The sequence below is a fragment of the Streptomyces cyaneofuscatus genome (genome assembly GCF_000718135.1).
Lineage (GTDB): Bacteria > Actinomycetota > Actinomycetes > Streptomycetales > Streptomycetaceae > Streptomyces > Streptomyces cyaneofuscatus.
This window is the reverse complement of the sequence record NZ_JOEM01000003.1, coordinates 137,923-151,997: the sequence shown is the minus strand read 5'-3', so window position 1 is coordinate 151,997 and position 14,075 is coordinate 137,923. Positions and strand designations below refer to the sequence as shown.

Here is a 14,075-nt window from a genome sequence, read left to right as displayed (position 1 = left end):
GTGCGGTACGTGCCCGTAACGTGACACTGATGAATGTGACAATGTCCAGCGGCTACGTCAAGGGGTGTGCACGGGCCTGTGGACAACTCCGGGCAGGGTCGACGGACAGGGTCGACGACGCAGCCCGGAAATCCTCCTCCGCGGGGTCCCCCTACGGGGCCGTACGTCTGGAGTCTGATGCCGATCCAGCCGTCAGGGCTGACGATCCCTGTGGCCCGCGCCACTACCGTCATATCCGTGACTGCCGTTATCGCTACCGAAGCCCTGAGCAAGCGGTTCCCCCGGGTGACCGCGCTCGACCGGCTCACGTTGGACATCGGACCAGGTGTGACCGGTCTGGTGGGTTCCAACGGAGCCGGCAAGTCCACGCTGATCAAGATCCTTCTTGGTCTCTCCCCCGCCACCGAAGGCCGGGCCGCGGTGCTCGGGCTCGATGTGGCGACCAGCGGTGCCGCCATCCGGGAGCGGGTGGGGTACATGCCGGAGCACGACTGCCTCCCGCCCGATGTGTCGGCCACCGAATTCGTCGTCCACATGGCCCGCATGTCGGGGCTGCCGCCGACCGCGGCCCGTGAGCGCACGGCGGACACCCTGCGCCACGTCGGCCTCTACGAGGAGCGCTACCGCCCCATCGGCGGCTACTCGACCGGCATGAAGCAGCGGGTGAAGCTGGCCCAGGCCCTGGTCCACGACCCCCAGCTGGTCCTCCTCGACGAGCCGACCAACGGCCTCGACCCGGTCGGCCGCGATGAGATGCTCGGCCTGATCCGCCGCATCCACACCGACTTCGGCATCTCCGTCCTGGTCACCTCGCACCTCCTGGGCGAGCTGGAACGCACCTGCGACCACGTCGTCGTGATCGACGGCGGAGCCCTCCTGCGCTCCAGCTCCACCAGCGACTTCACCCAGATCACCACCACCCTCGCGGTCGAGGTGACCGACAGCGACACCCACCCCGACGGCACCGACGCCCTGCGCCAGGTCCTCACGAAGGCCGGCGTCGCGCTGGTCGGCCAGGACGGTCTCGACGCGGAAGGGCTGCCGGGCGCGGGCCACATCCTGCTGGTCGAGGCCACCGGCGAGGAGACGTACGACCTGGTCCGCGACAGCGTCGCCGGGCTCGGGCTCGGCCTCGTCCGCATGGAGCAGCGCCGCCACCACATCGCCGAGGTCTTCCGTACGGAACAGGGCGCCGCGCACACCGTCCCGGCCCCCGCCGCCGGTGCCGTACAGCAGGCCGCCACGCCGGGGCCGTACCAGAAGGAAGGGGAGCGGTCGCGATGAGCACCGAGACCAAGGCCGCGGCCGGGCGCGACACGTCCCGGATCCACAACATCGGCTACCGCTCCTACGACGGCAGGCGGCTCGGCCGGGCCTACGCCCGCCGCTCGCTCTACTCGCAGACCCTGCGCGGCTCCTTCGGACTCGGCCGTTCCGCCAAGTCCAAGGTGCTGCCCATGCTGCTGTTCGGCGTGATGACCCTGGTCGCGGCGATCCTGGTGGCCGTCTCCATGGTCACGCCGGACTCCACCAAACTCGTCATCAAGTACACGTCGTACGCGATCTATCTGCAGGCGGTCATCGGCCTCTTCATCGCCGCACAGGCCCCGCAGGCGGTCTCCAGGGACCTCCGCTTCAAGAGCGTCCCCCTGTACTTCTCGCGGCCGATCGAACGCGCCGACTACGTGCTGGCGAAGCTCGCCGCCACCGCGTCCGCGCTCTTCATCCTCACCGGGGCGCCGCTGCTCATCCTCTATGTGGGTTCTCTGCTCGCGAAGTTCGACTTCGTCGACCAGACCAAGTGGTTCGGCCAGGGGCTGGTGTCGGTGGCGCTGCTGTCCGTGCTGTTCGCCGGGCTCGGCCTGGTGATGGCCGCCCTGACCCCGCGCCGGGGCTTCGGCGTCGCCGCGGTCATCGCGGTGCTGACCATCTCCTACGGTGCCGTCTCGACGGTCCAGGCCATCGCCTGGGAGACCGGTTCGCCCGGGGCCGTTGAGTGGCTGGGCCTCTTCTCGCCGATCACGCTGATCGACGGCGTACAGACCGCGTTCCTCGGCGCCACCTCCGCCTTCCCCGGAGGGGAAGGCCCGGGGGCCGGTACGGGCGTGGTCTACCTGTTCGTTGTTCTCGCGCTCGTCGCCGGCTCGTACGCCGTCCTGATGCGCCGCTACCGGAGGGTCGGGCTGTGACCACCATCGAGATCGACCACACCTCCCGCTGGTTCGGCAATGTGGTCGCCGTCAACGACGTCTCCATGACGGTGGGCCCCGGGGTCACCGGACTGCTCGGCCCGAACGGCGCCGGAAAGTCCACGCTCATCAACATGATGGGCGGATTCCTCGCCCCCTCGACGGGGAAGGTCACGCTCGACGGGCAGCCGATCTGGCGCAACGAGAGCGTCTACACGAAGATCGGCATCGTCCCGGAGCGGGAAGGGATGTACGACTTCCTGACCGGCAAGGAGTTCGTCGTCGCCAACGCCGAACTCCAGGGCCTGGGCGGGGCGGAGGCGCAGCGGGCGCTGGCCACGGTCCAGATGGAGTACGCGCAGGACCGCAAGATCTCCACGTACAGCAAGGGCATGCGCCAGCGCGTGAAGATGGCGTCCGCGCTGGTCCACGAGCCCTCGGTGCTGCTCCTCGACGAGCCGTTCAACGGGATGGACCCGCGGCAGCGGATGCAGCTGATGGAGCTGCTGCGGCGGATGGGGGCCGAGGGCCGTACGGTCCTGTTCTCCTCGCACATCCTCGAAGAGGTCGAGCAGTTGGCCTCGCACATCGAGGTGATCGTGGCGGGCCGGCACGCCGCTTCCGGCGACTTCCGCAAGATCCGCCGCCTGATGACGGACCGGCCGCACCGCTACCTGGTCCGCTCCAGCGACGACCGGGCGCTGGCCGCCGCGCTCATCGCGGACCCGTCGACGGCCGGTATCGAGGTCGACCTGACGGAGAAGGCCCTGCGGATCCAGGCCGTCGACTTCGGACGGTTCACCGAACTGCTGCCGAAGGTCGCCCGTGAACAGGGCATCCGGCTGCTGACCGTCTCCCCGTCCGACGAGTCCCTCGAATCGGTCTTTTCCTACCTCGTAGCGGCCTGAGTAGTGGCCTGAAAGGAGCTGTGCACCGTCATGTACGACCCCACAGTCGCCCGGCTCACCTACCGGGCCCTGCTCGGCCGGCGCCGGGCCGCCATCCTGTTCGTCCTTCCCGCGCTGCTGCTGCTCCTCGCGGCGGCGGTCCGCATGTTCGCCGGGGCCGATGACCAGGTCGCCGCCAACGTCCTCGGCGGGTTCGCCATCGCCACGATGGTGCCGCTGATCGGGGTGATCGCCGGAACCGGTGCGATCGGTCCCGAGATCGACGACGGCTCGATCGTCTACCTGCTGGCCAAGCCGGTGAAGCGCCCCACGATCATCTTCACCAAGCTGATCGTCGCCATCGCGGTGACCATGGTCTTCTCCGCCCTGCCGACCCTGCTCGCGGGGCTGATCCTGAACGGCAACGGGCAGCAGATCGCGATCGCCTACACGATCGCGGCGCTCGTCGCCTCGATCGCGTACAGCGCGCTGTTCCTCCTCCTCGGCACCGTCAGCCGCCACGCGGTGGTCATCGGCCTGGTGTACGCGCTGGTCTGGGAGGCGCTCTTCGGCAGCCTGGTGCCGGGTGCGCGGACGCTCAGCGTCCAGCAGTGGTCCCTCGCCGTCGCCGAGAAGGTGGCCGGCCAGGGCATGGTCACCTCGGACGTGGGGCTGCCGCTCGCGACGGTCCTGCTGGCCGCCGTCACCGTGGCCGCCACCTGGTACGCGGGCCAGAAGCTGCGCGCGCTGAAGCTGGCCGGGGAGGAGTGAGCCCTGGCCGGGCCTGATCCCGGTGGCATCCCCTGCGACCCCCGCCCCCTGTTCCCCGGAGGGCGGGGGTTGTCGTATGACCGGGACAGATGTGCGCGTAACCGTACGTTTATCGGGTCGTTGGGCAGGGTGCGTGGAGGCAACTGGAATCCGTGGCGTCGTAGCGTTCGTGAAATCGGGGAGTGCCGGACCCGGGTGAGGCTCGGCCCACCGGTCCGGTCATCGAGTGAGTGGCAACCGTGAGCGTCCTCCACCCCTGCAGCCCGGGGTAGGGGCCGTCCCTTGTCATTCCCTCGTACGGAAGGCATGCCCATGCCCACGGAAGTCGCCCTGCTCGAATCGCGCGCGCTGCGCGTCGAGCAGATGGGGCGCGTCGACATCCTCGACAAGGTGAAGAGCCTTGTCATGCTCCCGGACGGAATTCACGTTCGCACAGAGGACGTGGCACGTTACTTCGAAGTATCCACAGCCTCGGTCAGAAGGCTCACCGATCGCCATCAGGAGGAGTTCACCGAGAACGGTCTGCGTCTTCTGCGCGGCGCTGACCTGCGGTCCTTCCATAGCGACATGATGTCGCTATGGAAGGGGGAGGAGGGGGAAAGTTATCCACAGGCGGCCACGCAACTGCGCCTGTACACCCGCCGGACCGTCCTCAACGTCGCCATGCTTCTTCGCGACAGCGACATCGCCTGCTGCGTCCGTACCTACCTTCTCGACGCCGAGGAGTCCCTGCGGGCCCAGTACGACACGCTCGATGTGCGGGTCACCCGGATCGAGAGCTGCCTCGCCGGTGTCGGCAGTGCGCTCCAGGAGCTCGGGCCGGTGCTCTGCCGGATGTCGGAGCGGCTGGACAGCCTGGACCGGAAGGTGGAGGTGACGCAGCAGCTGGTCGGCGCGATGAGCGTGCGGCTTTCGGACCTGTCGCAGGACGTCGTACGGATGGACGCCCGCTTCGACGCGCGCCTGGAGGCCTTCGCGCATCAGCTGAAGGACCTGCGGCGCCGGACCGGGCGCCGCTGAGCCGTGAAAAGGCCCTGCCCGCCGTCGCTGGAGTTCAGCGGCGGCGGGCAGGGCCCGGACATGCAGGGTTACGTCAGTGGGGCGCGGCGAGGGAGCCCGTGCGGAGCAGCTCCTCCAGGACCACCGCGATGCCGTCGTGCTCGTTGGACGCGGTGATCTCGTGCGCCACGGCCTTCAGGGTGTCGTGGGCGTTGGCCATGGCCACGCCGTGCCGCGCCCAGCCGAACATCGGGATGTCGTTCGGCATATCACCGAAGGCGATGGTGTCGGCGGCCTTCACCCCGAGCCGGCGGGCGGCCAGCGAGAGGCCGGTCGCCTTGCTCAGCCCGAGGGGGAGGATCTCCACCACGCCGGGGCCCGCCATGACCACGTCGACCAGATTGCCGACGGCGGACCGCGCGGCCGTGGCAAGAGCGTCGTCGTCGAGCTCCGGGTGCTGGAGGTAGACCTTGTTCAGCGGGGCGGTCCACATCTCGGAGGCGTCGTCCACGAAGACGTACGGGAGCGGTCCCTCCTGCACCCGGTAGCCGGGGCCGACGAGCACCTCGCCCTCCAGGCCGTCGCGGCTGGCGGCCAGCGCCAGTGGACCGACCTCCGCCTCGATCTTGGAGAGCGCGAGCCCGGCGAGCTGCCGGTCCAGGGTCAGCGAGGTCAGCAGCCGGTGCTCGCCCGCGTGGTAGACCTGCGCGCCCTGGCCGCAGACGGCGAGGCCGTCGTAGCCCAGGTCGTCCAGGATGTACCGGGTCCAGGGGACCGAACGCCCGGTGACGATGATGTGCGCGGCACCGGCCGCCGTGGCCGCGCCCAGTGCCTCGCGCGTGCGCTCGGAGACCGTGTCGTCCCCGCGCAGCAGGGTGCCGTCGAGGTCGGTCGCGACGAGCTTGAAGGGAAAGGTCACTTGGCGACCGGTTCCAGGACCTCGCGCCCGCCCAGGTACGGACGGAGCACCTCGGGGACCCGGACCGAACCGTCGGGCAGCTGGTGGTTCTCCAGCAGCGCCACGATGGTGCGCGGTACGGCGCAGAGGGTGCCGTTCAGCGTGGCCAGCGGCTGGACCTTCTTGCCCTCGCGCATCCGGACGGAGAGGCGGCGGGCCTGGAAGCTGTCGCAGTTCGACGCGGAGGTCAGCTCGCGGTACTTGCCCTGGGTCGGGATCCACGCCTCGCAGTCGAACTTGCGTGAGGCGGAGGCGCCGAGGTCACCGGTGGCGACGTCGATGACCTGGAAGGGCAGTTCGAGGCCGGTGAGCCACTGCTTCTCCCACTCCAGGAGCCTGCGGTGCTCGGCCTCGGCGTCCGCCGGGTCGACGTACGAGAACATCTCGACCTTGTCGAACTGGTGGACGCGGAAGATGCCGCGGGTGTCCTTGCCGTACGTCCCGGCCTCGCGGCGGAAGCAGGGGGAGAAGCCCGCGTAGCGCAGGGGCAGCTTGTCCGCCTCCACGATCTCGTCCATGTGGTACGCGGCGAGCGGCACCTCCGAGGTGCCGACCAGGTAGTAGTCGTCCTTCTCCAGGTGGTACACGTTCTCCGCGGCCTGGCCGAGGAAGCCGGTACCCTCCATGGCGCGCGGGCGGACCAGCGCGGGGGTCAGCATCGGGATGAAGCCGGCCTCGGTCGCCTGGGCGATCGCCGCGTTGACGAGGGCGAGCTCCAGGAGGGCGCCGACGCCCGTGAGGTAGTAGAACCGCGAGCCGGAGACCTTGGCCCCGCGCTCCATGTCGATGGCGCCGAGCGCCTCGCCGAGCTCCAGGTGGTCCTTGGGCTCGAAGCCCTCGGCGCCGAAGTCGCGGATGGTGCCGTGCGTCTCCAGGACGACAAAGTCCTCCTCGCCGCCGACCGGCACGTCCTCGTGGACGATGTTGCCGAGCTGGAGGAGCAGCCGCTTGGCCTCGGCGTCGGCCTCGTCCTGTGCGGCGTCGGCCGCCTTGACGTCGGCCTTGAGCTGATCGGCCTTCTTGAGGAGCTCGGCGCGCTCCTCGGGGGTGGCCTTGGGGATCAGCTTGCCGAGCTGCTTCTGCTCGGAGCGGAGTTCGTCGAAGCGGACGCCGGACGACCTGCGCAGCTCGTCGGCGGAGAGCAGGGCGTCGACGAGCGCGACGTCCTCTCCACGGGCGCGCTGGGAGGCGCGAACACGGTCGGGGTCCTCACGGAGCAGGCGAAGGTCAATCACCCCTCCAGGCTACCGGTGCGCGGATCTCGCACTCGAACCGATATTGCCGAGCGTGTCACTTTGACCGAATTGCCGGAATTGATATTTCTGAGGGGGAATCGCGGGGCGCGATCCGGCGGGCTGCGTCAATAACGGCGGTTAACTCCCCTGAACAGGGCAGAAGGTGCAGGCTCTTTTGACGTACGAGCCTTCGGTCGAGGGGGAGTTGGGGCCGCTCTCCCTTGCGTTGTCCACAGGAGGGGGCGTTCCGGAATAGTTATCCACAGGCTGTGAAGAAGTTCTGTGGATCCAGGAACGGAATGTTCCGGAGGCTGGACGAAGGGCCGTCGATCCCCCGGTGTTCGCAGCCGAAACCTGCCCCGCACGCTCATTCGGGTGGCAATGTGTCGCTCTGGTGAGTTGATCAAGGGAATTCGCGCGATCCGGGAGGGCTCGCACCGGGACGGCCCTCTGTGGATGCATCCGGACCCACTGCGTTGATTTGTCGACGATGTCGCATTGGGGTGTCGACTTGTCCCCAGGTCGAGAAGCCAGCCTGTGGATAACTCTGTGGGTGGATGACTATCTGTAGGTAGGACCACAGCGGAGCGCGCAGGGCGACCCGAAACGGAGCACTCTGCTCCGGGACGAGTCGCCGTCGACCGCCGTCGACCGCCGTCAGATCCGCCGTCGGATCCGCTCTCAGATCCGGCCGTCCTGGCTGCGCGCCAGCCAGTCGGAGGCCTCGGTGAAGGCGCTGTCCGAGGTGCCCGCCCGCAGCGGCCGGACCTCCTCGGCGGATACGCCGGCCCTCGGGTACGAACCGAGGAACCGCACCTTCGGGCAGATCCGCTTCAGCCCCATCAGCGCCTCCCCCACCCGCCGGTCCGCGATGTGCCCCTCGGCGTCCACGGCGAAGCAGTAGTTGCCGATCCCCTCGCCGGTCGGGCGCGACTGGATCAGCATCAGGTTGACGCCGCGCACCGCGAACTCCTGGAGCAGCTCCAGGAGCGCACCGGGGTGGTCGTCGCCCAGCCAGATCACCACGGACGTCTTGTCGGCCCCGGTCGGGGCCGACGGCCGGGCCGGGCGGCCCACCAGGACGAAGCGGGTCTGGGCGTTCTCCGCGTCGTGGATCTCCGTGACCAGCGGTTCGAGCCCGTAGGTGGCGGCGGCGAACTCACCGGCGAACGCGGCGTCGTAGCGCCCTTCCTGGACCAGCCGGGCGCCGTCCGCGTTGGACGCCGCCGACTCCCACGCGGCCTGCGGGAGGTGGGCCGCCATCCAGTTGCGCACCTGCGGCTGGGCGGCCGGGTGAGCGGTGACCGTCTTGATGTCCGACAGTTTGGTGCCCGGCCGCACGAGCAGCGCGAAGGTGATGGAGAGCAGCACCTCGCGGTAGATCATCAGCGGCTCGCCGCTGGTCAGCTCGTCGAGCGTGGCCGTGATGCCGCCCTCGACGGAGTTCTCGATCGGCACGAGAGCCGCCGCCGCCTCCCCGTTGCGTACGGCGTCCAGGGCCGCCGGTACGGAGACCATCGGGACGAGCTCGCGGGTGGCGGCTTCCGGGAGCGTGCGGAGGGCGACCTCGGTGAAGGTGCCTTCGGGACCGAGATAGGCGTAGCGCGTGGCTGACATACGCTCACCCTATTGCGCCGTACGGCAGGGGCCTCGCCGTCTCAGAATCCGGTCGGGGCCGAGCGTGCAAGCCCCGTGAAGCACCCCCGCCTCAGGACTCCAGCAGCCGCTGTCCCACGTACTCGCCCTCCGCCGCCCCGCCCGGCACCGCGAACAGCCCGCTCGCCTCGTGCCGGATGAACGGCGACAGCGCGTCACCCCGGTCGAGCTTGCGCTGCACCGGCACGAACCCCTTGAACGGGTCCGCCTGCCAGCAGACGAAGAGCAGCCCGGCGTCCGGGGTGCCGTCCTCCGCGATCCCGTCGTGGTACGAGAACGGCCGCCGCAGCATGGCGGCCCCGCCGTTCTTCTCGGGGGAGGAGATCCGGGCGTGAGCGTTGTCGGGGATCAGGAGCCGGCCGTCCGGGCCCGCCTTGTCGAGGTCCATCTCCGTGGTCTCGCTCCCGCCGCTCAGCGGGGCCCCGTCCGCCTTGCGCCGCCCGATGACCCGCTCCTGGTGGTCCACCGGAAGCTTCTCCCAGTCGTCCAGCAGCATCCTGATCCGGCGGACGACGGCGTACGAACCGCCCTCCAGCCACGCGTGCCGGGTGCCGGGGGAGGCCGGCACGAACACCCGCCGCCCGAAGTCCTCGTCGGCGGGCTTCGGGTTGCCGGTCCCGTCGATCTGGCCCATCAGGTTGCGGGCGGTCATCGGCCGGGCCGTGGCCCCAGGGGTGCGGTTGAAGCCGTTCATCTGCCACCGCACCTTTACTGTTCCCGCGCCCTCCTTCTGTACGGCCCGCAGGGCGTGGAAGGCGACCAGGGCGTCGTCGGCGCCGATCTGCACCCAGAGGTCGCCGTCCGAGCGCCTGGCGTCCAGCTGGTCCGAGGAGAACGCGGGCAGCGGGTCGAGCCCTGCGGGCAGCCGGGAGGTGAGACCCGTACGCGTGAAGAACGTACGGCCGAAGCCGAAGGTGACCGTGAGGGACGAGGGCCCCGCGTCCAGCGCGATGCCGGTGTCGTGGCCGGGCCCGTCCGCCGAGCCCGCCGCCGGGCGGCCCGCCATCAGCTCCCTCGCCACCGCCGACCAGCGCCGCATCAGGGCCACGGCCTCCTTGCGGCCCGCGCCCGCCACCAGGTCGAAGGCGACGAGGTGGCCCCGGGCCTGAAGCGGAGTGGTGATCCCCGGTTGATGTTTCCCGTGAAACATCGCCTCGGTGGAGCCGACGGTGGTCAGTGCGGTCGGCGGATCGGAGCGGGTCGCGGCGTATCCGGCCGCCCCGCCCGCGGCGCCCAGCACCAGCCCGGTGGCGCCCGCCGCGCCCACGCCGCCCAGCAGCCGCCGCCGCGAGACACCGACGGGCGTGGAGTCCGTGTCCTGGTCCTGCTTCCTGGTCACGGGCGTGGAGTCCGTGTCCTGGTCCTGCTTCCTGGTCACGGGCGTGGAGTCCGTGTCCTGGTCCTGCTTCCTGGTCGTGCTCACGTACCTCAGCCGATCTTCACGTTCTCGTCGATGGTGACCTGGTCGATGTCGGAGGTCCGTACCGTCACGTCGACCTTCCACTCCCCCGCCATCGGGATCTGGACGCCGCTCGCCGACCAGTGCCCCTCGGCGAGCCGGTCCGGCACGACCGGCAGCGGACCGATCTCCTGCGCCTCCAGAGTGAGCGCCACCTTCAGCTCCGGGACGTCCATCGGCTTGCCGTCGCTGCCGTCGACCCACACGTGCAGCTCGTTGGAGCCGGTGCGCCCGGGGTCGATGTCGATCCGGACGGTCCCCTTGCCGTTCTGACCGCCGGTGTCGAAGGGCATGCTCAGGTTGACGGGCCCCGCCGCGGGGGCGGATGGAGCGGTGGAGGCGCCCTTGGCCTCCACCTCCGTACGGCCCGGCTCGGTCGACGTCAGCACGGTGGTGACGGCCAGCAGGACCACGGCGATCGCCGCCTCGGCCAGAACCGAGCGGCGCAGCCCGGAACGCTCCGGGTCGGCGTCCCGTATCCGCTTCTTCTTCGTGGCGGTCAGGACGGCCTGCTGACGGGCCAGCTGGGCGGCGCGCTCGGGGTCGACACCGTCCGCGACCTCAGCATCCGCTTCCGTGGCGGCTTCCGGCTCCGCCGAGGCGGGCACCGCCGTATCCGTCAGCCGCCCCGTCCACCGCCGCGAGAACCACGCCACGGCGAGCAGGGCGGCGATCAGCACGACCTTGAGGATCAGGAGCTGCCCGTACCGCGTCCCGGTCAGCGCCGACCAGGAGCCGACCTGCCGCCACGACTGGTAGATCCCGGTCGCCGCGAGGACGAGGACGCTGCCGAACGCGACCCGGGAGAACCGCCGTACGGCATCGCTCCCGATGTCCGGCGTCCGGTACAGCGCCACCAGGAGCGAGACGAGCCCGCCGAGCCAGGCGGCGACGGCCAGCAGGTGCAGGACATCCACCGGCATGGCGATCCCCGCCTGGATGCCCGTCGACGCGTGCTCGGACATGGCCCAGGTGGCGGCGATGCCCGCCGCGACGACCCCGCCACCGACCGCCAGGCCGAAGGTGAGGTCCTTCTTCTCGACGGCGTCCTCGCGCCGGGCGTACGTACCGAACAGGACGGCGATGAACAGGGCGGCCGCGCCGAGCAGCAGCAGCCGCGAGACGAGGGCGGCACCCGGCTTGGTGTCCAGGACGGCCTGGAGCCCGTCCAGGTCGAAGGCGTCCGCGAACTTCCCGCTGCCCGTGTACGGGTTGCGCAGCAGCAGCATGACCAGCGTCGCCGCGGTCAGCGTGACCCAGCCGCGCACCACGAGCCGCTGCATCGGCCGGACGGACGCGCCCCGGGGCCAGCAGCCCAGGACGAAGGCCGCGCCGCCCACGAGCAGGGTGAACCCGGCGTACGCGACGTACCGCGCGATGCCGTAGGCGGTGCCGACCGGGCCGCCGCCCACCTCCTCGGAGGGCAGGGCCACGGTGGTCTCGGAGGGGGCGCCGATGGAGAACGTGAAGGCGCCGGAGATGGGGTGGCTGTCGGCGGAGATCGCCTGCCAGGCCACCGTGTAGGTGCCGTCGGGCAGGCCGGAGTGGAGCTCGACGCCGTACCGGACGGTGGAGCCGTCGGACAGGTCCTTCGGCTCGGCCCCGGTGTCGGCGCGCTTGCTGCTGGGGTCCAGGACCCGGATCGAACCGTCGCCGACGGCGATCGCCTCGGAGAAGGTGAGGGTGACCTCCTTCGGCGCGGTGGCCACCACCGCCCCGTCCTGCGGGTCGCTCCCGGTGAGGGCGGCGTGCGCGGACGCCGGCCCGGCGCCGGCCAGGATCAGCCCGAACACCAGGCTGACGAGGGCGGCGGCGAGCGCGGCGGCGGTGAACGGCCGCCGTATCGGGGACGCTCCGGGGCGCGGGGCGGTGGCAGTCATCACGGTCGGACCCTCACTGCTTCTTCGGGTTGTGGGTGGTTTCCTTCACCGGCAGGTCGACCGTGATGCGGCCGGCCTTCTCGAAGTGCAGCTCGACGGAGACCTTCTCGCCCTGCTTGGGCTGCTTCTTGAGGTCCATGAACATGATGTGGTTGCCGCCGCGTTCGAGGTCGAGCTCACCGCCCGCCGGCACCTCGAACGACGTGACCTCGCGCATCTGCTGGTTCTTCGTCTCGTGGATCGTGACGTCGTCGGAGAGCGGGCTGGTCACCGAGGTGAGCCGGTCGGCGGCGCCCCCGCTGTTCTGTACGACGAGGAAGCCGGCGGCCATGTCGCTGACGGGCTGCGGCAGATAGGCGCCGACGACCTTCAGCTCGGGCTCGTCGCTCCCGGTGGAGCACCCCGCCAGCGCCAGCCCCGTGGTGAGGGCGAGGACGCCGGCGAGGACCGTGCGGCGGTTCACGGGTTCTCCCCCTTGATCAGCTTGGGGAGGTCCTTCGCGTACTCCTCGGCGGTGGTGTCCTCGCCGTACAGCACGTATCCGCCGTCCGTCTTCGGGGAGAAGGCGACGACCTGCGCCCCGTGCATCGAGACGGGCTTGCCGTTCTTGTCCTTCGTCGCCGGCTCGATGCCGATGCCGATCTTGCGCGCCCCCGCCTGGATGGTGGGGAAGTCGCCGGTGAGACCGGTGAAGGTGGGGTCCTGGGCCTTGAGCCACTTGCCGAGCGAGGCGGGGGTGTCGCGCTCGGGGTCGGTGGTGACGAAGACGACCTGGAGCTTGTCCTGGTCGGCCTTGGGCAGGTCCCGCTTGGCGATGGAGATGTTGCTCATGGTCAGCGGGCAGACGTCGGGGCAGTGGGTGTAGCCGAAGTAGATGAGCGTCGGCTTGCCCTTGGTCACCTCGCGGAAGTCGTACTCCTTGCCGTTCGTGTCGGTGAGGACGAGGTCCGGCTTGGTGAACGGCTGGTCGAGAACGGTCGCGGCCTGGGTCTTCGGCGAGGCCTCGACATCGGCGATCGACGAGGATTCCGCCTTGCCGCCGCTGGTGCCGCAGGCCGAGAGGGACAGTGCGGCCGCGGCGGCGAACGCCAGGGCCGTCACTGCTTTTCTGTTGCGCATGAAGGGGTGTCCTGAATGTGGTGCGGGTGGTGGGACCGGCGGGCCGGGCCGTACGTCGACGGCCTGACCGGGCGGGCCGGGCCGTACGCGTACGCCGTACGGCCCGGCCCGGTGGATCAGGCCGTACGGCGGCGGCCGGCGAGCACGCCGAACGCGACGCCCGCGATGCCGATGAGGATGCCGATGATGCCCAGGGTGCGGGCCGTGGTGTCGCTGGAGGAGCTGGAGGAGGACGCGGCGTGCGTGTCCTTCTTGTCGCCCTCCGCCGAAGCGGCCTGGTCGTCGGCGTTGTGGTCGGCCTTGCTGTCGTCGTCGCCGGCCTTGTCGGCCGCGCCGCCGTGGTGGTCCTCGGTCGCGGCGGTCAGCTTCAGGACCGGGGCGGGGCTGTCGGGCTCCTCACCGCCCTTGGGCTCCTCGATCCAGCGGACGACTTCCTTGTTGTCGTACGTCTGGATGGCCTTGAAGACCAGCTGGTCGGCGTCCTCGGGGAGCTGGCCGACGGAGACCGGGAACTGCTGGAAGTAGCCGGGCGCGATCTTGGAGCCGTCGGCGGTCCAGGTCACCTTGGTGACGGCCTCGGTGATCTTCTTGCCGTGCACCTCCAGCGGCTTGTCGAGCTTGCCCTTGGTGATCGCGATCTTCCAGCCCGGCACGGCCTCGGGGGTGACGGAGGAGAGCGGGTGGTCGGCCGGGAAGTTCACTTCGACCTTGACCGTGGAGGCCTTGTCCCGCTCGTTGGGGACCTTGAAGTTGAGGGTGGCGTAACCGCCCTTGGCCGCCTCGCCCTGCGGCTGGACGCTGACGTGCGCGGCGGCGGGACCGGCGAGCAGCAGGACGGTGGACGCGGCGACGCCGGCGGCGATGGCGATGCGGGAGACGTTGGTGGCGCTCATGGCAGGAATCACTCCACGGAGGAAGACGA

General features: G+C 70.2%; 13 protein-coding genes. 5 read left to right on the top strand and 8 right to left on the bottom strand.

Annotated elements, in window-relative coordinates:
• The first annotated feature begins 177 nt into the window (after positions 1-177).
• The 5 genes from IF17_RS01000000136175 (at position 178) to IF17_RS0106165 (ending at position 4,867) form a co-directional block, all read left to right on the top strand.
• Complete coding sequence (locus tag IF17_RS01000000136175) at positions 178-1,284, top strand: ABC transporter ATP-binding protein (protein ID WP_202547837.1); 1,107 nt, start codon at positions 178-180, stop codon at positions 1,282-1,284.
• Positions 1,281-2,189 (top strand): ABC transporter permease, encoded by a 909-nt coding sequence (locus IF17_RS0106180; protein ID WP_030562971.1) that lies wholly within the window; start codon positions 1,281-1,283, stop codon positions 2,187-2,189. Before IF17_RS01000000136175 ends, IF17_RS0106180 begins: the two co-directional genes overlap by 4 nt.
• Entirely contained in the window at positions 2,186-3,097 is a 912-nt protein-coding gene (locus IF17_RS0106175; protein ID WP_030562969.1) for an ABC transporter ATP-binding protein, read from the top strand. The genes IF17_RS0106180 and IF17_RS0106175 overlap by 4 nt, the downstream gene beginning before the upstream one ends.
• Positions 3,098-3,127: 30 nt before the next feature.
• A complete protein-coding gene (locus IF17_RS0106170) occupies positions 3,128-3,847 on the top strand; it encodes an ABC transporter permease (protein WP_018513726.1) in 720 nt (239 codons plus the stop codon).
• A gap of 312 nt (positions 3,848-4,159) precedes the next feature.
• Positions 4,160-4,867: a hypothetical protein gene (locus tag IF17_RS0106165; protein WP_030562967.1), complete on the top strand. Its 708-nt coding sequence runs from the start codon at positions 4,160-4,162 to the stop codon at positions 4,865-4,867.
• A 73-nt stretch (positions 4,868-4,940) separates the two neighbouring features.
• Here the strand turns inward: IF17_RS0106165 and IF17_RS0106160 are convergent, their stop codons facing one another.
• The 8 genes from IF17_RS0106160 to IF17_RS0106125 all read right to left on the bottom strand — a co-directional run bounded on the left by IF17_RS0106160 (position 4,941) and on the right by IF17_RS0106125 (position 14,046).
• Entirely contained in the window at positions 4,941-5,765 is an 825-nt protein-coding gene (locus tag IF17_RS0106160; RefSeq protein WP_030562965.1) for an HAD family hydrolase, read from the bottom strand.
• Positions 5,762-7,039 (bottom strand): serine--tRNA ligase, encoded by a 1,278-nt coding sequence (gene serS, locus IF17_RS0106155; protein WP_018513723.1) that lies wholly within the window; start codon positions 7,037-7,039, stop codon positions 5,762-5,764. The genes IF17_RS0106160 and serS overlap by 4 nt, the downstream gene beginning before the upstream one ends.
• Before the next feature lie 681 nt (positions 7,040-7,720).
• Positions 7,721-8,656, bottom strand: a complete 936-nt coding sequence (gene pheA / locus IF17_RS0106150; protein ID WP_018513722.1) for a prephenate dehydratase — start codon at positions 8,654-8,656, stop codon at positions 7,721-7,723.
• Positions 8,657-8,747: 91 nt separating this feature from the next.
• The gene (efeB, locus tag IF17_RS0106145; protein WP_030562963.1) at positions 8,748-10,034 is read right to left on the bottom strand and encodes an iron uptake transporter deferrochelatase/peroxidase subunit; all 1,287 of its coding nucleotides are present in this window, start codon (positions 10,032-10,034) and stop codon (positions 8,748-8,750) included.
• 89 nt (positions 10,035-10,123) lie between these two features.
• Positions 10,124-12,034 carry a copper resistance CopC/CopD family protein gene (locus tag IF17_RS0106140; RefSeq protein WP_030562961.1) on the bottom strand — a complete coding sequence of 637 codons (1,911 nt, stop codon included), beginning with the start codon at positions 12,032-12,034 and terminating at the stop codon, positions 10,124-10,126.
• Between the two features lie 13 nt (positions 12,035-12,047).
• Complete coding sequence (locus IF17_RS0106135) at positions 12,048-12,497, bottom strand: copper chaperone PCu(A)C (protein WP_030562959.1); 450 nt, start codon at positions 12,495-12,497, stop codon at positions 12,048-12,050.
• The gene (locus IF17_RS0106130; RefSeq protein WP_030562957.1) at positions 12,494-13,153 is read right to left on the bottom strand and encodes an SCO family protein; all 660 of its coding nucleotides are present in this window, start codon (positions 13,151-13,153) and stop codon (positions 12,494-12,496) included. Before IF17_RS0106130 ends, IF17_RS0106135 begins: the two co-directional genes overlap by 4 nt.
• A 116-nt stretch (positions 13,154-13,269) precedes the next feature.
• Positions 13,270-14,046: a YcnI family copper-binding membrane protein gene (locus IF17_RS0106125; RefSeq protein ID WP_030562955.1), complete on the bottom strand. Its 777-nt coding sequence runs from the start codon at positions 14,044-14,046 to the stop codon at positions 13,270-13,272.
• Positions 14,047-14,075 lie beyond the last annotated feature (29 nt).

What these genes read in the sequence shown, in the direction of transcription:
- IF17_RS0106165 (WP_030562967.1), top strand. Translation starts at nt 4,160, where the DNA reads ATGCCCACGGAAGTCGCCCTGCTCGAATCGCGCGCGCTGCGCGTCGAG.
- IF17_RS0106180 (WP_030562971.1), top strand. Translation starts at nt 1,281, where the DNA reads ATGAGCACCGAGACCAAGGCCGCGGCCGGGCGCGACACGTCCCGGATC.
- IF17_RS0106140 (WP_030562961.1), bottom strand. Translation starts at nt 12,034, where the DNA reads ATGACTGCCACCGCCCCGCGCCCCGGAGCGTCCCCGATACGGCGGCCG.
- pheA (WP_018513722.1), bottom strand. Translation starts at nt 8,656, where the DNA reads ATGTCAGCCACGCGCTACGCCTATCTCGGTCCCGAAGGCACCTTCACC.
- IF17_RS0106130 (WP_030562957.1), bottom strand. Translation starts at nt 13,153, where the DNA reads ATGCGCAACAGAAAAGCAGTGACGGCCCTGGCGTTCGCCGCCGCGGCC.
- IF17_RS0106170 (WP_018513726.1), top strand. Translation starts at nt 3,128, where the DNA reads ATGTACGACCCCACAGTCGCCCGGCTCACCTACCGGGCCCTGCTCGGC.
- IF17_RS01000000136175 (WP_202547837.1), top strand. Translation starts at nt 178, where the DNA reads ATGCCGATCCAGCCGTCAGGGCTGACGATCCCTGTGGCCCGCGCCACT.
- IF17_RS0106125 (WP_030562955.1), bottom strand. Translation starts at nt 14,046, where the DNA reads ATGAGCGCCACCAACGTCTCCCGCATCGCCATCGCCGCCGGCGTCGCC.